This window comes from Roseateles sp. (assembly GCF_052436255.1).
In the GTDB taxonomy this organism is placed as follows: domain Bacteria; phylum Pseudomonadota; class Gammaproteobacteria; order Burkholderiales; family Burkholderiaceae_C; genus Pelomonas.
Genome location: NZ_JBQVNP010000099.1, coordinates 1 through 19,076, shown reverse-complemented (window position 1 = coordinate 19,076; position 19,076 = coordinate 1). Strand labels below are relative to the sequence as shown.

Annotated in this window: 20 protein-coding genes; 15 read left to right on the top strand and 5 right to left on the bottom strand. The window is 69.4% G+C overall.

Annotated elements, in window-relative coordinates:
- Positions 1–119: 119 nt before the first annotated feature.
- Genes ACT6S0_RS19200 through ACT6S0_RS19185 form a run of 4 tightly spaced genes read left to right on the top strand, consistent with a single transcriptional unit; the run spans position 120 to position 5,307 of the window.
- Positions 120–734, top strand: coding sequence for a winged helix-turn-helix domain-containing protein (locus ACT6S0_RS19200; RefSeq protein ID WP_444765394.1), 615 nt, complete (start codon positions 120–122; stop codon positions 732–734).
- A gap of 3 nt (positions 735–737) precedes the next feature.
- Positions 738–2,162 (top strand): two-component system sensor histidine kinase CreC, encoded by a 1,425-nt coding sequence (gene creC, locus ACT6S0_RS19195; protein WP_444765393.1) that lies wholly within the window; start codon positions 738–740, stop codon positions 2,160–2,162.
- A gap of 59 nt (positions 2,163–2,221) precedes the next feature.
- On the top strand, positions 2,222–3,625 hold the full coding sequence (creD, locus tag ACT6S0_RS19190; RefSeq protein ID WP_444765392.1) for a cell envelope integrity protein CreD: 1,404 nt from the start codon (positions 2,222–2,224) through the stop codon (positions 3,623–3,625).
- 14 nt (positions 3,626–3,639) lie between these two features.
- Positions 3,640–5,307 (top strand): GMC family oxidoreductase, encoded by a 1,668-nt coding sequence (locus ACT6S0_RS19185; RefSeq protein WP_444765391.1) that lies wholly within the window; start codon positions 3,640–3,642, stop codon positions 5,305–5,307.
- A 100-nt stretch (positions 5,308–5,407) separates the two neighbouring features.
- Here the strand turns inward: ACT6S0_RS19185 and ACT6S0_RS19180 are convergent, their stop codons facing one another.
- On the bottom strand, positions 5,408–5,638 hold the full coding sequence (locus tag ACT6S0_RS19180; protein ID WP_444765390.1) for a hypothetical protein: 231 nt from the start codon (positions 5,636–5,638) through the stop codon (positions 5,408–5,410).
- On the opposite strand from ACT6S0_RS19180, the gene ACT6S0_RS19175 reads away from it, so the two are divergent.
- The 4 genes from ACT6S0_RS19175 to ACT6S0_RS19160 are packed head-to-tail and all read left to right on the top strand — an operon-like array spanning position 5,637 to position 9,356.
- Positions 5,637–7,547 (top strand): B12-binding domain-containing radical SAM protein, encoded by a 1,911-nt coding sequence (locus ACT6S0_RS19175; protein WP_444765389.1) that lies wholly within the window; start codon positions 5,637–5,639, stop codon positions 7,545–7,547. The two genes, ACT6S0_RS19180 and ACT6S0_RS19175, sit on opposite strands and share 2 nt — an antisense overlap.
- A complete protein-coding gene (locus ACT6S0_RS19170; RefSeq protein ID WP_444765388.1) occupies positions 7,547–7,882 on the top strand; it encodes an antibiotic biosynthesis monooxygenase family protein in 336 nt (111 codons plus the stop codon). Before ACT6S0_RS19175 ends, ACT6S0_RS19170 begins: the two co-directional genes overlap by 1 nt.
- 48 nt (positions 7,883–7,930) lie before the next feature.
- Complete coding sequence (locus ACT6S0_RS19165) at positions 7,931–8,695, top strand: ParA family protein (protein ID WP_444765387.1); 765 nt, start codon at positions 7,931–7,933, stop codon at positions 8,693–8,695.
- Between the two features lie 49 nt (positions 8,696–8,744).
- Positions 8,745–9,356, top strand: coding sequence for a hypothetical protein (locus ACT6S0_RS19160; RefSeq protein ID WP_444765386.1), 612 nt, complete (start codon positions 8,745–8,747; stop codon positions 9,354–9,356).
- Here ACT6S0_RS19160 and ACT6S0_RS19155 read toward each other — a convergent pair.
- Positions 9,304–10,707 (bottom strand): sensor histidine kinase, encoded by a 1,404-nt coding sequence (locus ACT6S0_RS19155; RefSeq protein WP_444765385.1) that lies wholly within the window; start codon positions 10,705–10,707, stop codon positions 9,304–9,306. The genes ACT6S0_RS19160 and ACT6S0_RS19155 overlap by 53 nt on opposite strands.
- Before the next feature lie 5 nt (positions 10,708–10,712).
- The gene (locus ACT6S0_RS19150; protein WP_444765384.1) at positions 10,713–11,381 is read right to left on the bottom strand and encodes a response regulator; all 669 of its coding nucleotides are present in this window, start codon (positions 11,379–11,381) and stop codon (positions 10,713–10,715) included.
- 99 nt (positions 11,382–11,480) lie between these two features.
- Between ACT6S0_RS19150 and ACT6S0_RS19145 the strand changes: the two genes are divergently transcribed.
- Positions 11,481–12,164: a mobilization protein gene (locus tag ACT6S0_RS19145; RefSeq protein WP_444765383.1), complete on the top strand. Its 684-nt coding sequence runs from the start codon at positions 11,481–11,483 to the stop codon at positions 12,162–12,164.
- 19 nt (positions 12,165–12,183) lie between these two features.
- Here the strand turns inward: ACT6S0_RS19145 and ACT6S0_RS19140 are convergent, their stop codons facing one another.
- Complete coding sequence (locus tag ACT6S0_RS19140) at positions 12,184–12,552, bottom strand: hypothetical protein (protein ID WP_444765382.1); 369 nt, start codon at positions 12,550–12,552, stop codon at positions 12,184–12,186.
- A gap of 169 nt (positions 12,553–12,721) precedes the next feature.
- On the opposite strand from ACT6S0_RS19140, the gene ACT6S0_RS19135 reads away from it, so the two are divergent.
- The 6 genes from ACT6S0_RS19135 to ACT6S0_RS19110 all read left to right on the top strand — a co-directional run bounded on the left by ACT6S0_RS19135 (position 12,722) and on the right by ACT6S0_RS19110 (position 18,175).
- Positions 12,722–12,895 carry a hypothetical protein gene (locus ACT6S0_RS19135; protein WP_444765381.1) on the top strand — a complete coding sequence of 58 codons (174 nt, stop codon included), beginning with the start codon at positions 12,722–12,724 and terminating at the stop codon, positions 12,893–12,895.
- Between the two features lie 573 nt (positions 12,896–13,468).
- Positions 13,469–14,029, top strand: a complete 561-nt coding sequence (locus ACT6S0_RS19130; protein ID WP_444765380.1) for an HNH endonuclease — start codon at positions 13,469–13,471, stop codon at positions 14,027–14,029.
- A gap of 48 nt (positions 14,030–14,077) precedes the next feature.
- The gene (locus tag ACT6S0_RS19125) at positions 14,078–14,263 is read left to right on the top strand and encodes a hypothetical protein (RefSeq protein WP_444765379.1); all 186 of its coding nucleotides are present in this window, start codon (positions 14,078–14,080) and stop codon (positions 14,261–14,263) included.
- 31 nt (positions 14,264–14,294) lie between these two features.
- Positions 14,295–15,512, top strand: a complete 1,218-nt coding sequence (locus tag ACT6S0_RS19120; RefSeq protein ID WP_444765378.1) for an RtcB family protein — start codon at positions 14,295–14,297, stop codon at positions 15,510–15,512.
- A gap of 152 nt (positions 15,513–15,664) precedes the next feature.
- Positions 15,665–16,537: a c-type heme family protein gene (locus ACT6S0_RS19115; protein ID WP_444765377.1), complete on the top strand. Its 873-nt coding sequence runs from the start codon at positions 15,665–15,667 to the stop codon at positions 16,535–16,537.
- A 150-nt stretch (positions 16,538–16,687) separates the two neighbouring features.
- Entirely contained in the window at positions 16,688–18,175 is a 1,488-nt protein-coding gene (locus tag ACT6S0_RS19110) for a serine/threonine protein kinase (protein ID WP_444765376.1), read from the top strand.
- A 3-nt stretch (positions 18,176–18,178) separates the two neighbouring features.
- Here ACT6S0_RS19110 and ACT6S0_RS19105 read toward each other — a convergent pair.
- The coding region (locus ACT6S0_RS19105) for a helix-turn-helix transcriptional regulator (RefSeq protein WP_444765375.1) at positions 18,179–19,076 on the bottom strand (898 nt) is incomplete at its 5' end.

The following is a 19,076-nucleotide window of genomic DNA, read 5'->3' as shown; positions in this document are numbered from 1 at the left end:
CCGGTCAACCGCGCGCCGGGCACGGCCGCGCAGTTGGTCGCCGCGCTGGCCGGGGGCTGGCGCGCTTGACCGCCAGCCTGCTGCTGCTGGAGGACGACCCGGCCATCGCGGACACGGTCGTGTTCGCGCTGCAGCGCGAGGGTTTCGCGGTGGAGCAGCGCGCCTGGCTGGCGGAGGCGCGCGAGCGCCTGCGCACGGCGCCGGCGCCCGACCTGCTCATCCTCGACATCGGCCTGCCCGTCGGCCACGGACTGGACTTGTGCCGCGAGCTGAGGAGCGGGCCGCTGCGGCAACTCCCCGTCATCGTGCTGAGCGCGCGCAGCGAGGAGATGGATCGCGTGCTCGGCCTGGAGCTGGGCGCCGACGACTACCTGGCCAAGCCCTTCAGCCCGCGTGAGCTCGTCGCCCGAGTGCGCGCCCTGCTGCGGCGCGCACAGCCCATGCCAGCCATGGCCCAAGGCTTTGCCGTCGACGGCACGCGGGTCAGCTTCGACGGCGTGCTGCTCAACCTCACCAAGCTGGAGCTGGGCCTGCTGACCCACCTGCTGCGCGCACCGCAACGCATCCACAGCCGCGACGCGCTGCTGGACGCCGTCTGGGGCAGCAGCGCAGAGAGCGCCGACCGCACCGTCGACACCCATATCAAGACGCTGCGCGCCAAGCTCCGCGAGGCGGCACCGGCACGCGACCCGATCAAGACGCATCGCGGGCTGGGCTATTCGCTGGAGCCATAGCCGATGCGGTTGGGCCTGCGCGTCTTCTTCGGCTTCTTCCTGATCGCGGGCTTGAGCGCGGTGCTGCTGCTCAAGGTCTTCTTGGCCGAGGTCAAGCCCAGCGTGCGCGAGGTCATGGAAGACCTGATGGTGGACACGGCCAATCTGCTGGCCGAGGTCGCTGCCGAAGAGCTGACGACCAGCGGCGTCAGTCCCGATGGCCGGCTCGCCGCGCAATTGCAGCGTTATGCCCAGCGCGAGGTCGATGTGGTGATCTGGGGCGTGCGCAAGCAGAGCCTGGACCTGCGCATCTATGTGACCAACGCCGCCGGCCGCGTCGTGCTCGACTCGGGCCAGCCCTCGGCTGTCGGCCAGGACTATTCGCAGTGGCGCGACGTGGCGCTGACGCTGCGCGGCGACTACGGTGCCCGGTCCTCTCGCGCCTACGGGGCCGATGACCGCAGCACAGTGCTCGTGGTCGCCGCGCCGGTGATGAAGGACGGCGCACGGCTCGGCGTCGTCAGCGTCGCCAAGCCGGTGGCCAGCGTGCAGCGCTTCATCGACCGCGCCGAACGCCGCGTTTTCTGGGCCGGTGCTGCGCTGCTGGCGGCCAGCCTCATCGTCGGCGTGGCGGTAACACTGTGGCTGGTGGCCTCGGTGCGCAAGCTGCGTCGCTATGCCCAGCAGGCCCAGGCCGGCCAGGCGATTGCGCCGCCCGACATGCCGGGCGAGCTGGGTGAGCTGGCCGTGGCCATGGACGACATGCGCCGCCGGCTGGAGGGCCGCGAGCAGCTGGAGCACGACGTGCGCGCGCTGACGCATGAGCTCAAGAGCCCGCTGGCCGCACTGCGCGCCAGCGGCGAGCTGCTGCGGGACGAACTGCCCGCCGCCGACCGCCAGCGCTTTGCCGCCCAGGTGCTGGACCAGACCGCGCGACTGCAGACGCTGGTGGAGCGGGTGCTGGCGCTGTCGCAGCTAGAGGCGCAGGTGGGCCTGGGCGAGCGCCAGCGGCTGGCGCTGGCCGACTGGGCCGACACCCAGCTGGAGCCCCAGACGCCGCGGTTGGCGCAGAAGGCCCTTCGCATTGTCTGGACCGTGCGTGAGGACGTTGCTGTGGACGCAGACGCCGCACTGCTGGAACTCGCCTTCGGCAATCTGCTCGTCAACGCCATTGACTTTGCGCCTGCTGGCTCGACGCTCGAACTGGCCGTCAGTACGACACCGACCACGGTGCGGCTGACGCTGCGGGACCACGGCCCCGGTGTGCCGCCGGCTGCCTTCGCGCAGTTGGGAAAACGCTTCTTCTCCACGGCGCGGCCGGGCAGCCTCGTCAAGGGCTCGGGCCTGGGCCTGGCCATCGCGCGGCGCGTGGCCGAGCTGCATGGCGGGCGGCTGGCTTTCGAGGCGGTGGAGCCCGGCCTGAAGGTCAGCCTCATCCTTCCTCGCTGACTTCACCTTCGCTTCACAGACTTCGTCATCTCCTCACCGCTGCTGGCGATGCTGGCGGCATGAAGCTCAACCCCACCTTCTCCAAGCTGGCCATCCTGGCCGTCGTCACCGCCCTGCTCTGCATCGCGCTCGCCGAAATCGGCGGCCTCGTGCGTGAGCGACAGATGCGCCAACGCGAGGCCGCACAGAGCGTCGAACAATCATTGGCTGGCGCACAGGCGCTCGCCGGGCCGCTGCTCGTCAAGGCCTGCAAGGAGAGCTGGGTGGTGCCTGGCACCGACAGCAAGAAGGACGCCGTCGAGTCGCGGGACTTCTGGTTGGTCGCCGCGCCGGCCAAGCTGCAGATCACCGGCGGCATCGGCCCCGAGGTGCGCAAGCGCGGCCTCTTCAAGGTCAACACCTATGCGAGCCAGCTCAACATCGAGGCTCGCTGGGACGCGACGACGGCGCTGCTGCCCAAGGCCGAACATGCCAACGGCAGGTTGACCTGCAGCGACCCGGCGGTGGTCGTGGCCCTGAGCGACACACGTGGCATCCGCACGGCCGAGCTGCGTCGCGACGGCCGTGAGCTGGCTGTGCTTCCGGGCACCACACACCCGGCCTTTCGCGGCGGGCTGCATGCGCTGCTGTCCGACTTGCGCACCGACGAGCCGCTGGCCGTGTCGCTGAAGCTCAGCCTCGTGGGCAGCCAGCGCTTGGGGCTGGTGCCCGCCGCAGGCGACACCCAGGTCTCGCTGCAATCGAGCTGGCCGCACCCGAGCTTCACGGGCCAGTTCCTGCCCATCGAGCACCAAGTCGGCGTCAGCGGCTTCACGGCGCGCTGGCAGGTCTCTTCGCTGGCCAGCACCGCCGTGGCCGACATCGCAGCCGGGCGCGGGCTGCCGGACCTGTCGGCCCATGACGGCGTCATTGCGACCTATGCCGACCTGGCCAAGTCGGCCAAGTCGGCCAAGAGTGCCGGGCTGGACATGCTGGCCGTCGAGCTCATCGACCCCGTGAACCCCTATGTGATGAGCGACCGCGCCATCAAGTACGGCCTGCTGTTCATTGCGCTGACCTTCGTCACCGTCGGCCTGACCGAGCTGCTGACGGGCCGGCGCGTGCACCCGGTGCAATACCTGCTGGTCGGCATGGCGCTGAGCCTGTTCTTCCTGCTGCTGCTGAGCCTGTCGGAGCATCTGCCCTTCCTGGTGGCCTATCTGATCGCAGCCGGCGCGGCCGCCGCCGTGCTGACGCAGTACGCCGCGGCCATGCTGGGCGGCTGGCTGCGCGGCGCGGCCTTTGGCGGCGGCATCGCGCTGCTGTACGGCGCGCTGTATGTGCTGCTGAGCCGCGAGCAGACCGCCCTGGTCATCGGCGCGGTCCTGCTGTTCGCGGTGCTGGCGGTGGTCATGACGCTGACGCGCAGGCTGGATTGGTACCGCTTGGGAGCCAGCGCTGAAAGGAATGCCCAAGGCGAGTGAATTACGCTCGGGGCATGTCCCAACAAGGTTTCGACTACATCATCGTGGGCGCCGGCACCGCCGGCTGCCTGCTTGCGAACCGGCTCACCGCCAACGCGCACAAGCGCGTGCTGCTCATCGAGGCCGGCGGCAAGGACGACTACCACTGGATCCACATCCCGGTCGGCTATCTCTACTGCATCGGCAACCCGCGCACCGACTGGTGCTTCAGCACCGAAGCCGAGGCCGGGCTGAACGGCCGCGCAATGCGCTACCCGCGCGGCAAGGTACTGGGCGGCAGCTCCAGCATCAACGGCATGATCTACATGCGCGGCCAGAGCCGCGACTACGAGCACTGGGCCGACGTCACCGGCGACGACACCTGGCGCTGGGAGCGCGTGCTGCGCGCCTTCCGCCGCCACGAGAACCACTGGCGGCTGGACGATCCGAAGACCGCGCCCGAGGGCTTTGCGGCCACGCATGGCCACAGGGGCGAGTGGCGCGTCGAGCAGCAGCGCCTGCGCTGGCCCATCCTCGACGCCTTTGCCGCCGCCGCCACCCAGGCCGGCATCCCGGCGACGAGCGACTTCAACGCCGGCAACAACGAGGGCGTGGGCTATTTCGAAGTCAACCAGAGGAAGGGCCTGCGCTGGAACGCGGCCAAGGCCTTCCTGCGGCCGACCACCTTCGGGCGGCCCAACTTCGAGCTGTGGATGGGCACCCAGGTGCGCAAGCTGCGCCTGCTGCGCGACGACAGCGGCCTGCGCTGTGCGGGCGTGGAGGTGCAGACGCCGCATGGCATCGAGCAGCCCTGGCTGAACGTCGGCGGCGAGGTCATCCTCTGCGCCGGCGCCGTCGGCTCGCCGCAGATCCTGCAGCTCTCGGGCCTGGGCCCCGCCGCCCTGCTGCAGAACCTGGGCATCGCGGTCGAGAACGACCTGCCCGGCGTGGGCGCCAACTTGCAGGACCATCTGCAGATCCGCGCCGTCTACAAGGTGCAGGGCGCCAAGACGCTGAATACGCGCTCGTCCTCGCTGCTGGGCAAGGCCATGATGGGCCTTGAATTCGCACTGCGCCGCAGCGGCCCGCTGAGCATGGCGCCGTCGCAGCTCGGCGCCTTCACGCGCAGCAGCCCCGACAAGACCTGGCCCGACCTGGAGTACCACGTGCAGCCGCTGTCGCTGGACGCCTTCGGCGAACCCCTGCACGCCTTCGATGCCTTCACGGCCAGCGTCTGCAACCTGAACCCGACCAGCCGCGGCACGGTGCAGGCGACCTCGCCCGATCCGGCGATGGCCCCGGCCATCCGGCCCAACTACCTGTCGACCGATGCCGACCGCCACATCGCAGCACAGAGCCTGCGGCTGACGCGCCGCATCGTCGCCCAGCCGGCGCTGGCGGGCTTCAAGCCCGAGGAGTTCAGGCCGGGGCCGCAGTTCGAAACCGACGAGGAGCTGGCGCGGCTGGCCGGCGACATCGCGACGACCATCTTCCATCCGGTAGGCACCTGCAGGATGGGTCGCAAGGACGACGAGGGCGCCGTCGTCGACTCGCGGCTGCGCGTGCGCGGCGTGGCCGGCCTGCGCATCGCGGATGCGAGCGTGATGCCGACGATCACGAGCGGGAACACGAACTCGCCGACCTTGATGATTGCGGAGAAGTTGGCAGGGTGGCTCACCGCGGACCGGCCAGCGCCGGTTTGACCAGCCAGCAGCGGCAGCGCTATGGGCGATGGCCGGATGGCTGGTGGCGACCCGACGGCCCGTCCAAGCGGCACGACGCCAAACGGTAGCCAGCACCGCGTCAGGAAAAGCCGATCACACCCCGTTTGGTCAATACACCCAGAGCCACAAGGCCCAGCGTTACCCAACCGAACAGCCACACGGTGAAAAACCGCCACACCGCGCTCGGCCTGATGAGGTCGTGCTTCTCTTCTCGCCATAGCTTGTGAATGCGCCCGTATTGAGCGCCGTAGCGAGCCATCAGGAGCACCGACAAAGAGCGATGGCACCGTACCGCGACAATTCCGGCCATGTCTTCCGTGTCTGCCCGCGTGCTCGCCGTCATCCCCCCGATGACCCAGCTGAATACGCCCTACCCATCCACCGCCTACCTGACCGGTTTCCTGCGCTCGCGCGGCATCGACGCGCAGCAGGTGGACCTGGCGCTGGCCCTCGTTCTGGAGCTGTTCACGCCCGTGGGCCTGACCCAATTGCATGAAGCCGTGCTGGCCCTGCCCGAAGCCAGGCGCACCCCACAGACCGCCTGGTTCGCCGCCGAGTTTGGGACCATTGCCGCTGCGACGCCGCGCGTCATCGCCTTCCTGCAGGGCCGCGATCCCACCGTGGCGCATCGCATCAACACGCGCGCCTTCCTCCCCGAGGGCGCGCGCTTTGCATCGCTGGACAACTACGTCGACGAGGATGGCGGCGACCCGCTCGCCTGGGCCTTCGGCGCGCTGGGCTTGCAGGACCGCGCGCGCCATCTGGCGACGCTGTTCCTGAACGACCTTGCCGACGTGCTGCGCGATGCGGTCGACGCGCGCTTCGAGTTCGTGCGCTACGCCGAATCGCTGGCCGCCGCGCAGGCACATTTCGATCCGCTGGCCGATGCGCTGGCCGCGCCGCCCAACCTCGTCGATGACACGCTCAAGCGCCTCACGCTCGCCGCTTTGGCGCAGCGCCGTCCCGACGTCGTGCTGCTGTCCGTGCCCTTCCCCGGCTCCGTCTACGCCGCCCTGCGCATCGCGCAAAGCATCAAGGCCGCGCGGCCCGAGGTGGTCGTCGTGCTCGGCGGCGGCTACGTCAACACCGAGCTGCGCGAGCTGGCCGAGCCGCGCCTTTTTGACTTCGTCGACTATGTGACGCTGGACGCGGGCGAGCGGCCGCTGCTGGCGCTGCTGGAGCACGTGGCGGGCAAGCGCTCGAAGACGCGCCTCGTGCGCACCTTCTGGCGCGACGGCCAAGAGGTGAAGTACACCAACTTCGTCGAACCCGACATCCCCTTCGACGAGGTCGGCACACCGACCTGGGACGGCCTGCCGCTGGACCGCTATCTGTCGCTGCTGGACATGCTCAACCCGATGAACCGGCTGTGGAGCGACGGCCGCTGGAACAAGCTGACGGTGGCCCACGGCTGCTACTGGAAGAAGTGCAGCTTCTGCGACGTCAGCCTGGACTACATCTCGCGCTACGAGGCCGCCTCGGCCGAGGTGCTGGTCGACCGCATCGAGGCCATCGTCCGGGAAACCGGCCAGACGGGCTTCCATTTCGTCGACGAGGCTGCGCCGCCCAAGGCGCTGAAAGCGCTGGCAGAGGAGCTGATCCGCCGCGGCGTGGCCATCTCGTGGTGGGGCAATATCCGTTTCGAGAAGACCTTCACGCCGGAGCTTTGCCAGCTGCTGGCCGACAGCGGCTGCATCGCGATCTCGGGCGGGCTGGAGGTGGCGTCGGACCGGCTGCTGCAGCTGATGAAGAAGGGCGTCTCGGTCGAGCAGGTGGCCCGCGTCACCAAGGCGTTCGCGGATGCCGGCGTGCTGGTGCATGCCTACCTGATGTATGGCTTTCCGACGCAGACGACGCAGGACACCGTCGACGCGCTGGAATACGTGCGCCAGCTGTTCGAGAACGGCTGCATCCACAGCGGCTTCTTCCACCGCTTTGCCTGCACGGTGCATTCGCCGGTCGGCATGAACCCGGCGGACTACGGCGTCACGCTGCAGCCGTTGCCGGCGGACGGCCGCTTCGCGAAGAACGACATCGCCTTCATCGACCCGACGCCCACCGACCACGACGGCCTCGGCCAGGGGCTCAAGAAAGGCCTCTACAACTTCATGCACGGCATCGGCGTGGACAGCGACATCCGCAGCTGGTTCCCGGTGCGGGTGCCCAAGACCACGGTGCCGCGGCGCTTTGTCGAACGCGCGCTCTCGACCGTCAACTGATGTTCACCTCCACCTTCACCTTCGCCAAAAGGGACTACGACGCCGAGTTCTTCGCCCTGGACGAGCGCATTGCCGCGCTGGCCCGCGCCATCCCCGGCTATCTTGGCGAGGAGGCCTGGGAGAACTCGGCCACCGGCCTGATCTCCAACGTCTACTACTGGGATTCGATGGAGGCCCTGCAGCAGCTGATGAGCCACCCGGCCCACCGCGAAGCCAAGCAGGCGCAGGCGCGCTGGCTCAAGGGCTACCAGGTGGTCATCGCCGAGGTGGTGCGCACCTACGGCGACGGCGGCATCGCCCACCCGCTCAACCCTCAGCCCAGCGTCGCCCACTGACTTTTGTGCAGTGCACAATCGTCGCATCCAGCAGCAACGGAGTCGGCGATGCGGCGAGTCGTGTTCAACCAGAAGGGTGGCGTGGGCAAGTCCACGATCACCAGCAACCTCGCGGCGATTGCCGCGGCCAGCGGCCAGCGTGTGCTGGTCATCGACCTGGACTGCCAGGGCAACACGACGCGTTATCTGCTCGGCGACGCGGCCGATGAAGGTCATGCCGGCTCGGCGGCCTTCTTTGCCGAGACGCTGAAGTTCAGTGTGCGCGAGACCGACGCCAGCGCCTTCGTCGTCGAGAGCCCGTGGGAGAACCTGCATGTGATGCCGGCTTCGCCCGAGCTGGACGAGCTGCACAGCAAGCTGGAGAGTCGCTACAAGATCTACAAGCTCAGGAACGCCCTGCAGCTGCTGGATGACCAGTACGACGAGATCTGGATCGACACGCCGCCGGCGCTGAACTTCTACACACGCTCGGCGCTGATCGCGGCGCAGGGCTGCCTGATTCCCTTCGACTGCGATGACTTCTCACGCCGCGCGCTCTACGGCCTGCTGGAGACCGTCGAGGAAATCCGTGCCGACCACGCGCCCGAACTGCGCGTCGAGGGCATCGTCGTCAACCAGTTCCAGGCCCGCGCGTCGCTGCCGCAGCGCGTCGTACAGGAACTGCTGGACGAAGGTCTGCCGGTATTGCAGCCCTATCTGTCGAGCAGCGTCAAGGTCAAGGAGTCGCATGAGCTGAGCCGGCCTATGGTCCACCTGGACGCACGCCACAAGCTGACGCAGGAAATGCAGGCGCTGTACGAAGCGCTCGGCTGACCGGCCTTTTCAACCCTTGGGGGCGCGGCCCTGCGGCCAGAATCGCGGCATGAGCCTGTCCGAGCCCGCCCCTGAATCCGTCCACGTGGTGGGCGCCAGCATCCAGACGGAGCTGCCCGTCATCATTGCCGAGCTGGCCCCCATCGCCGACCGGCTGCGGCTGGCTCGCGAGGCCATCGACGAATTGCGCATCAGCCACCCGCAGTCGCCCGAGTCGAATGTGAAGGCGGCCTACATGAGCCCCTGGAAGAGCCACATGCTCTCACCCAAGCTGCTGCCCCTGTGCGCCAGCGTGGTGGAGATCGCGAAGGCAGCCGCGCCCAAGGCCTGGTCGGGCGATTTCGGCAAGCTGGGGCTGGACCTGATCGTCACGCACTGCTGGGGCGCCATCTATGAAGAGGCTGACTACACCGCGCCGCACAACCACTTTCCGGCCGACCTGAGCTGCGTCGTCTACCTGGAGGCTGAAGCCGGCTGCGCGCCGCTGGTGTTCTCCAAGACCAGCGCCTACCAGCCTCGGCCGGCCACGCTGATCATGTTTCCCGGCATCACCATGCACGAGGTGCCCGCGACACCGGGACGGCGCGTCGTCGTTGCGATGAACCTGTTCAAGCAGCTGGCCCTTGATCCGATGGCAGCGACGGCAGCGGCGGCAGGCTGAGGCGCGCGCGCAGCCCCGGGCCGGCGTGGGCGTCCAGCATGTCCAGCCGGCCGCCGTGGCGCGCGGCGATGTCGGCCGCGATGGCCAGGCCCAGGCCGCTGCCGGTGCCCTTGGCGCTTTCACCGCGGCGAAAGCGCTGCATGACCACGGGGCGCTCCGCGGTCGGGATGCCCGGCCCGTTGTCCTCGACCTCCAGCCAGGACCCATCGTGCCCACTGCCGCAGCGCACCGTGATGCGCGCGCCGGCACCGGCATAGCTGACGGCGTTGTGGACCAGGTTCTCCAGCAGCTCGCGCAGCAGGAAGGCATCGCCCAGCGCGGGCGCCTCGGCCAGCTCGAAGCCGAGGTCCACGCCGATGGGCAGGGCGCGGTGGGCCCAGTCCTGACCGCACTCGGTGGCGATGTCGCGCAGGTCCAGCGCATTGCCGATGTCGACGCGGCGGTCCTCGGCGCGCGCCAGTGACAGCAGCTGCTGGGCCAGGCGGGCGCTGCGCACGACGCGCTGGCGCAGCCGCTCCAGCAGCGGGTCCATGCGCGGATCGTGCGGCTCCAGCATCGCCAGCTCGATCTCGGTCTGCAGCGAGGTCAGCGGCGTGCGCAGCTGGTGGGCGGCGTCGGCCAGGAATTCGCGCTGCGCGCCGGCCGCACGGCCCAGGCGCTCGAACAGGCGGTTGAACGCCGCCTGCAGCGGCACCAGCTCGCGCGGCAGGCTGGCAGTCAGCGGGGTCAGTCGGTGCAGGTCGCGGTGCTCGAGTTCCACGCTCAGGCCCGTCAGCGGCGCCAGCCCCTGGCGGATGGCCCACCAGGCGGCCAGGGCCAGCAGCGCCACCAGGCCCAGGCCGCTCAGCGCCACCAGGCTGCCAATCTGGCGCTGCAGCGCGTCGCGCTTGTGCAGGGTCTCGGCCACCAGCACCTGGCAGGCGCCAGCACCGCAGGCGGCACCCAGCTGCACCAGGCGCAATTCACGGTCGCGCAGCCGGACATCGCCATACCAGACGCCGCCGGCCGCCTGCGCCGGCGGCCGCGGCTGCAGATCAGTCAGGCCGGCATCGCCCTGCAGTACCTGGCCACCCGGCGCCAGCACGAGATAGAAGACATCGTCCTGGCGGTCAAAGCGCAGCGCCCGGTCCATCGTCGCGCTGACGTCGACACGCGGCTCGCCGCTGCGCAGGTCGATCTGGCCGGCCAGCGTCAGGGCCGTGTCCTCCAGGCCTTCATCGAGCCAGCCCTGCGCGCTTTGCTGCACTTGCCCGAACAGCGCCCAGCCCAGCAGCGGCAGCGCCACCAGCAGCGGCAGCATCAGCCAGCCGAACAGCCGGCGCTGCAGGCTGGACCGCGCCGGCTTGGCCACTGGGGTCAGCCTATTTCCTCAAGCAGGTAGCCCAGGCCGCGCACGGTGCGCAGCTGCACGCCGCCGGGTTCGATCTTGGCGCGCAGGCGCGACAGGCAGACCTCGATGGCGTTGTCGCTGACGCCCTGGTCCCAGGCATTGCTGGCCAGCGCGATGTGCTCCTTGGGCACCACCTTGCCGGCGCGCGCCATCAAGAAGCCGAGCACGTCCCATTCGCGCGCCGACAGCGGCAGCGGCTCGCCATCGATGTAGGCGCGGCGCGCCTCCTGGTCGATGCGAAGGCGCGCGAGCTGCAGCTGGTTGCTGGTGCGCGCTTGGCTGCGGCGCACCAGCGCGCGGGCGCGGGCGACCAGTTCCGTCAGCGCGAACGGCTTGACGAGATAGTCGTCGGCCCCGCCTTCAAGCCCGCGCACACGGTCTTCGACGGCGTCGCGCGCGGTCAGGATCAGCACCGGCACCGCCAGGCCATCGGCGCGCACGCGGCGCAGCGTCTCGAACCCGTCGACGCCGGCCAGCCCGATGTCCAGGATGAGCAGGTCGTAGGCGTCCTCGCGCAGCGAGCGCGGCACCGGCTCACCGCGGGCGGTGCAGTCCACCACCCAGCCCTGGGAGCGCAGCGCGCGGGCGGTGGTCTCGACGAGTTGTTCGTCGTCTTCTACGAGCAGGATGCGCATGGTGCCGCAGTATGGCGCGGGTGCCCGCCGGGGGCGCTGACACAGGGCTGTCGACCGCGCTGGACTACCATGGCCCGGACTTCAACGAACAAGCAGTCCATGAGCCAGATCCACTTCATCGGCGGCGAGAAAGGGGGCGTCGGCAAATCGCTGGTCGCCCGCGTGCTGGCCCAGCATTTCATCGACCGCGGCCTGCCTTTCCTGGGCTTCGACACCGACCGCTCGCACGGCGCGCTGACGCGCTACTACACCGACTTCGCCGCGCCGTTGCTGCTGGACGCCCACGACAGCCTTGATCCCGTCATCGAAGCCGCCGCTGAACAGCCGGGGCGCCGCGTGCTCGTCGACCTGGCCGCGCAGACCCAGGGCGCACTGACGCGCTGGCTGGAGGAGGCCGGCGCGGCCGACGTGGCCGCCGAACTCGGCGTGCAGCTCAACTACTGGCATGTGATGGACGCGGGCCGCGATTCGACCGACCTGCTGCGCGCCTGGCTGGACGGCCCTGCCGCCGCGCTGCCCCTGGTCATGGTGCTCAACGAGGTGCGCGGTGAACGCTTTGAGCTGCTGGCCGCCAGCGGCCTGCTGGAGCGGGCGCAGGCGCAGGGCGCCCGCGTGATCCATCTGCGCAAGCTGCCGGACTCGCTGCTGCAGAAGGTGGACGGCGCCGGTGCGAGCTTCTGGGCCGCCTTGCAGGGGCCGGGCGGCCTGGGGCTGCTGGACCGGCAGCGCGTGCGCGTCTGGCTGCAACGCATCGGCAGCGAGCTGGACGCCGCGGGCGTTTGAACCCGGGCGCAAGCCCAGGCTAGCGGCTGCCGAACTCCTTCAGCGACTGCCTGAGCCGCTTGCGCCCGTCGCTGTTGGTGCCGCGGTAGATCTTCAGCGCCAGCGCCAGGAACTGCTGCTCGGCGGCCGTCAGGCCCGTGGGTTCGCGTTCCTCGTCGAGCCAGCCGGACGGCTTGTCGCCGTGGTGCTCGATCTGGCGCGCCAGCTTGTCGCCGATCGGGCGGGCGCCGCTCTTGGCCATCGACCATGTCGCGCCGCTGACGCCGATGCGCGCCGCCCACGCGGCCTCCAGGCCCTTGGGCGGGTCGCCAACGGTGATGCGCTCTTCGGCAAAGGTCTGGAACAACGCGAGGGCGTTGAGGCGGCGGATGGTGGCGGGGCTGGACACGGGTGGCTGTGTTGGGCGGAGTGTTGTGAAAACACTTCACATGCATTCTAGGTGGCGCGCCGCACTTGACCGATGCCGTGAACATTCTTAACAATGCGCGGATTCGCTCAAGGCACTTGAGCTTTCCCCATCACCCCAAACAACGACCGAGCCGCTTTCGCGCCCTGCCATGAACCGCCATCTCGCCACCGTCATCGACCTCGCCGGCTCCCTGAGCCGGTGCGATGCCGCGTTGCTGGCGCAGGGATGGCAGCCGGCGGGCATGTCCGCCCCGGTCGCCTGCGCCCACGACTTCGGTCGTGAGGGTGATGACACCCACACATCGGGAGAAGGACCCGGCTAGCGCCGCCCTTCCACGCTCACATGAGGCCCGGTATCCGCAAGGAACCGGGCCTTTCGTTTTTTCCGCTGTTCAAGCGCCGAGGTCGCCTTGGCGCGGCTGCCTAAACGCAGCGCCTGCTCTTTCACAACTCGCATCGAGTGCTGCCCGACCCCATCGGCGCGGCGCTCAAAACCGGCAGGCGCCGAGGCTCGTCCTCGGCGGCCCTGCCCCATCTCGGGTGTGCCCACGCACAAGCACCGGCCGGCCCGGTGTGCATGTGCGCTCGGGCGGCCGCCTGTCGCGTGCAGCGACGCATCACTGGCTTGCGCAGGCCGGTCGCGTCGCGTGTGGACACAGCCGAGATGGTCAATCGACCTGACCCAAGCCCCGCGGCGAACTCACGCCGCGAGAGGCGCAAACCGGCCGCAACGATTGGGCGGCGTCGGAACCCGTCACCGACAACCGTCACCACCGGAGCCCATCATGAAAAAAGCCCCCTGCGCAGCGGCTGCTTTCGACGGCGTGAACCGCGCTCACTACCAACGCTGATCGGCGCGCCGCCCTCAACCATGCCCAGACTGAAAGGAGGTCACCATGCACGACGTTTTGCAGTTGGACATCACCGGCCTGCCCCAGGCCTGGATTTCGGTGGAGCAGGCTGCCTGCCTGGTCGCCACCGGCTCGGTGGTCTGGAGCGCCGGCGAACAGCCGCTGACCGTGCTGCGAGGCGGCGTCAACGCGACCACCGGTCGTCAGTCCAGGCTGGCCGTGCCGCCGATCGTGGCCTTGCGCGGCGCATCGAGGCTCAACCTCTTCGACGTCGTGCCGAGCTTCCGCAAGGGCAAGCTGCTCAAGCGCGACCGGCACACCTGCGCCTATTGCGGCGCCGTCCAGGACCCTCGTGCGCTGACCGTGGACCACATCGTCCCGGCCAGCCGCGGCGGCCCCTTGAGCTGGATGAACACGGTCGCGGCCTGCCGCGCCTGCAACTCCCGCAAGGCCGCCCGCACACCGGACGAAGCCCGCATGCCGCTGCTGTTCGCGCCCTTCGTGCCCAGCCGCTTCGAGGACTTCATCCTGAAGGGCCGGCATATCCGCGCGGACGTGCACGACGGGCTGGCTGCGCGCCTGCCCAAAGGATCTCGCCTCAGCTGAGTCCTCAACGGGTCTGCCGCACCAGGCAAGGCTCACCCCCGCCGCCTCGTGCACAGCAACGAGATCGTCAACATCTGGGAGTCCATCGGCGCCCAGGTCTACTACCAACAGGACAAGGACTGGTTCTACCGCGCCGGGAAACGGCGCTGGATCACCCTGAACGGCAACAGCGGCTGGCACCGCATCGAGCGAGCAGGCAAGCGCATCAGGCGCGGTGCCCTGCACGTGGCCTGATGGCCGAGCCAGCCGCGCAAGGAGAAAACACATGCAACCCCAACACATCCACGAAGACGTCCCCGGCGGCGTGCCGCTGAAGATGTGGACGCAGGGCGTACCCGTCGAGCCGCAGGCCAAGCGCCAGTTGCAGAACGCGGCCCGCCTGCCCATCGTCTTCAGGCACATCGCCGCGATGCCGGACGTGCATTTCGGCATCGGCGCGACCGTCGGCTCGGTCATCCCCACCGTCAAGGCCATCATCCCGGCCGCCGTCGGTGTGGACATCGGCTGCGGCATGATGGCCTGCAAGACGACGCTGAGGGCCGAGGACCTGCCCGACAACCTCGGTCCGCTGCGCACCGCCATCGAGCGCGCCGTGCCCCACGGCCGCGCCCCCGGCAACCGCGACCCGGGCGCCTGGCAGAAGCCGCCGGGCTCGGTCAACACGGCCTGGGCGCAGCTGGAGCCCGAGTTCACCGCGCTGTGTCGTGACTACCCCAAGATCGCCAAGACCAAGCACATCCAGCACCTCGGCACGTTGGGCTCGGGCAACCACTTCATCGAGGTCTGCCTGGATGAGGCCGGCGCCGTGTGGTTCATGCTGCACTCGGGCTCGCGCGGCGTGGGCAACTTCATCGGCACCATGTTCATCGAGCTGGCCAAGCAGGACGCGCTGCGCCACCAGGCGAATCTGCCCGACCGCGACCTGGCCTATTTCGAGGAAGGCAGCCGCTACTTCGGCGACTACGTACGCGCGGTCGGCTGGGCGCAGAAGTTCGCGGCCACCAACCGCGAGGTGATGATGAAGCGCGTCATCGAGGCGGCCAAGACCGTCATCCACAAGAACTTCCAGGCCCACATCGAGGCGGTGAACTGCCACCACAACTATGTGCAGAAGGAAACGCACTTTGGCCAGCAGGTCTGGCTGACCCGCAAAGGCGCGGTGAGCGCCAAGGCGGGACAGCTGGGCATCATCCCCGGCAGCATGGGCGCGCGCAGCTACATCGTGCGCGGCAAAGGCAACCCGGAGTCGTTCGAGAGCTGTTCGCACGGCGCCGGCCGCGTGATGAGCCGCGGCGACGCCAAGTGGCAGTTCACGCTGGCCGACCACCGCGCCGCGACCGAGGGCGTCGAGTGTCGCAAGGACAAGGACGTCATCGATGAGACGCCGGCCGCCTACAAAGACATCGACGCCGTCATGGCCGCCCAGCGCGAGCTGGTGGACGTGGTGCACACCCTCAAGCAGGTCGTCTGCGTGAAGGGCTGAAAGGGCAGAAACCTCTTCCACACCGCTTCAGGGCGCCCGACTTCGGTCCGGCGCCCTTTTTTATGTGCATTCCGCCAGGGAACCGGGAGCAAGCGGGCTGTCACCCAGCCATATCGGCGCACTACGATGCCGCCCTCGGGGAAAGAATCACCATGAAGCTGCTCGCCAAGTTCAATCTGGTCTACCTGCTCGTCATGAGCCTGGGTATCGCCGTCAGCGGCTACATCGCCCGCAGCCTGCTGCAGGACAACGCCCAGCAGGAGGTGGTCGGCAGTGCGCGCATGCTGATGGAGAAGGCGCTGGCCGTGCGGGCGTACACCAACACCCAGGTCCAACCGTTGCTGGCCTCGCAGATGGCGCATGAGTTCCTGCCCCAGACGGTGCCCAGCTATGCCGCCACCGAGGTGCTGAACGCGCTGCTGGCCAAGCACCCCGAGTTCGCCTACAAGGAGGCGACCCTCAACCCCACCAACCCGCGCGACCGCGCCACCAGCTGGGAGGTCGACATCGTCGGCCAGTTCCGCACCTCGGCCGAGTTGAAGGAGACCGTCGGCACGCGCGACACCCCCGCCGGTACGTCGCTCTACATCGCCCGGCCGCTGCGCATCACCGACCCGGCCTGCCTGAGCTGCCACAGCAGCGTGGACGCCGCACCAGCCACCATGGTCGCCAAGTACGGCCCCGCCAACGGCTTCGGCTGGAACCTCAACGAGGTCATCGGCGCGCAGATCGTCTCCGTGCCGCTGGGCGTGCCCATGCAGCGGGCTGACCAGGTCTTCAAGGTCTTCATCACCTCGCTGGTCGGCGTCTTCATCATCGTCGGCATCGTGCTCAACATCATGGTCTGGATGCTGGTCGTGCGCCCCGTCACGCGGCTGTCGGCGCTGGCCGACCGCGTCAGCCAGGGCGACCTGGATGCCCCCGAGTTCGCGGCCTCGGGCAGGGACGAGATCGCCACCCTCTCCGACTCCTTCTCGCGCATGCGCGCCAGCGTCGTGCAAGCCATGAAACTCCTCGATGCCTGATGAAGTCGCCCTTTTGAACGTTGGCCGTCGGGCCGAGCGCCGGGCCGCTCCCAAGCCGGCCCGCGCGGCGATGTGCTTGCCGGTCGACCCGGCAAGCATCGCCATCCCCTCGGGGGACCGGCCCGCGTACCCGCGCTATGAGGGGCTCACGTGACTCACCCGACTCAGCTCGGCAAGTACCGCATCACCGAGGTCCTCGGTGAGGGCGCGATGGGCGTCGTCTACAAGGGCTTCGACCCCGACATCCAGCGCACGGTGGCGCTCAAGACCATCCGCACCCATCTCGACGCCGACGACGACAGTCCCGGCGCGCCGGCCTCGCGCTTTCGCAACGAAGCCCAGGCCGCCGGCCGGCTGATGCACCCCGGCATCGTCGCCGTCTACGACTTCGGCCGCGCCGAGAACGTCGCCTACATCGCGATGGAGTTCGTCGAAGGCCGCTCGCTGGCGAGTTATCTCAGCGCCAAGGTCAGGTTCACCGATACCGACATCCCCGGCATCATGAGCCAGCTGCTGGATGCCCTGCATCATGCGCACGACAAGGGCGTCTGGCATCGCGACATCAAGCCCGCCAACATCATCATGACGACGGCCGGGCGGCTCAAGGTGGCCGACTTCGGCATCGCCCGCATCGAGAGCACCCACCTCACCCAGACCCATTACATGGTGGGCACGCCCAGCCACATGGCGCCCGAGCAGTTCCTCGGCAAGCCGATGGACCGGCGCGTCGACATCTACGGCGCCGGCGTCGTGCTCTACCAGCTGCTGACCGGCCGCGCACCGTTCGCCGGCACGACCGAGGCCCTGATGTACAAGGTCGTCAACGAGATGCCACTGCCGCCGTCGATGGTGGAAGGCGCCGAACGCCCCGGCTGGTTCGACACCATCATTGCCCGGGCCCTGGCCAAGCGCGCCGAGGACCGCTTCTCGAGCGCCGAGGACTTCAAGCAGGCCCTGGTCGACGGCGCCGGGCAGGGCATCGACGACACCGCCTGGGAAAAGACCGTGATGCTGGCGCCGCCGCGGCCGCGCGCGGCTCAGCCGCTGGCCACGCCCACCGTCGCACCGCCGTCGACAGCCGGCACCTCGTTGCCCAGCTCCAGCGCCGGCACCGCCAGCGCCCCGACGCCTTCGCACTGGGACAAGGCCCAGCTCACCCAGGCCGAGCTGACGCTGGCCAAGCATGTCGGCCCGCTGGCCAGCGTGCTCGTGCGCCGCGCGGCGCGTGAATGTGCGGACATCAACGAGCTCTACAGCAGGCTCGCCGAGCAGGTCACCGACCCGCGCGCGCGCGACGCCTTCCTGGGTCAGGCCAGCCTGGTCACCGGCGGCCAGCATCGCACCGCCGGCGGCACGGCCGGCGCGCCTTCGGCCGGTGGCTCCAAGGGCTCGCCGGGTTCCTTGGGCTCAGCCGGCTCGGCCTCGGGCACGGCCATCGGCGGGCCGCTGAACGAGGCGGTCATGGACAAGGCCCAGACCCTGCTGGCCCAGCATGTCGGGCCCATCGCCAAGGTGCTGGTCAAGCGCGCCGCCAGTGGCACGGACAGCCGCGCGGTGTTCTTCAACCGGCTGGCCGAGGCGGTCAACGACCCGGCGGCCCGGGCCAAGCTGATCGCGGCGCTGGGCAGGCTGGCCTGAGCCTCAGCCACCGGCCGCGAAGTGGCGCCGGTAGTCCGCCGGCGTCAGACCGCTGCGCAGGCGGAACTCGCGCGTGAAGTGCGATTGGTCGGCATAGCCGCACAGGAAGCCGATTTCGGCCAGCGCCGTCGCGGTCTGCATCAGCCACCAGCCGGCAGCGCGGTAGCGCGCCTCGGCCAGCAGCGGCCGAAAGCCCGTGCCCTGTCGCTGCAGTTCGCGCTGCAGGCTGCGCCGGGCACGGCCCAGTTCGCGAGCCAGTTCGTCCATGCCGGGCGCGGCGGGCAGGCGGTTGACCAAGCCGTTGAACAGCGCCTTGACGTCGCCAGGCCAGGCCGCATCGGGTGCCAGCTCCTGCGGCACCGCACCGGCCGGCAGCGGCGGCGCGGCATGCGCGGTCCATTCAATTCGCCATGCCTGGCTGGCGCGTTGGCCGATCGCAACCGCCAGCGCCGCGGCGTCGCAGTCGGGGTAGACACGCGCCTCACCCGCCCAAGCGATGAGGCCGCGATGCCCGCAGGCTTGCAGAAAGGCCACCAGCACGCCCAGCACGACCAGGTCCTCCGCTGCCTGCGGCGGCGCCTGCGCGCGCAGCGACACATGGCGCAGCTGCGCCTGGCCGTCGGCCATGGTGACGATCTGCACGCGGTGACGGGAGTGGATGTAGCGCTCCAGCCGCCCCCAGCGCTCGAACAGGTCGCGCGCGTCGCGCGCCGAGGCCAGCGCGCGGTGGCTGGGTTCGTGCGTGAAACGGTGCAGGCCGCGGCCGAGCAGGGCCAAGCATTCGAAACCGCCCGCCTGCACGGCCTGCCGCAGCAGCTGGCGCTTGGCATCGAGGGTGACCGTCGCACCGGCGGGCGCCGCGGCGGCAGGCGCCAGGCGCAGCTCGCGCATGCCCTGGGCC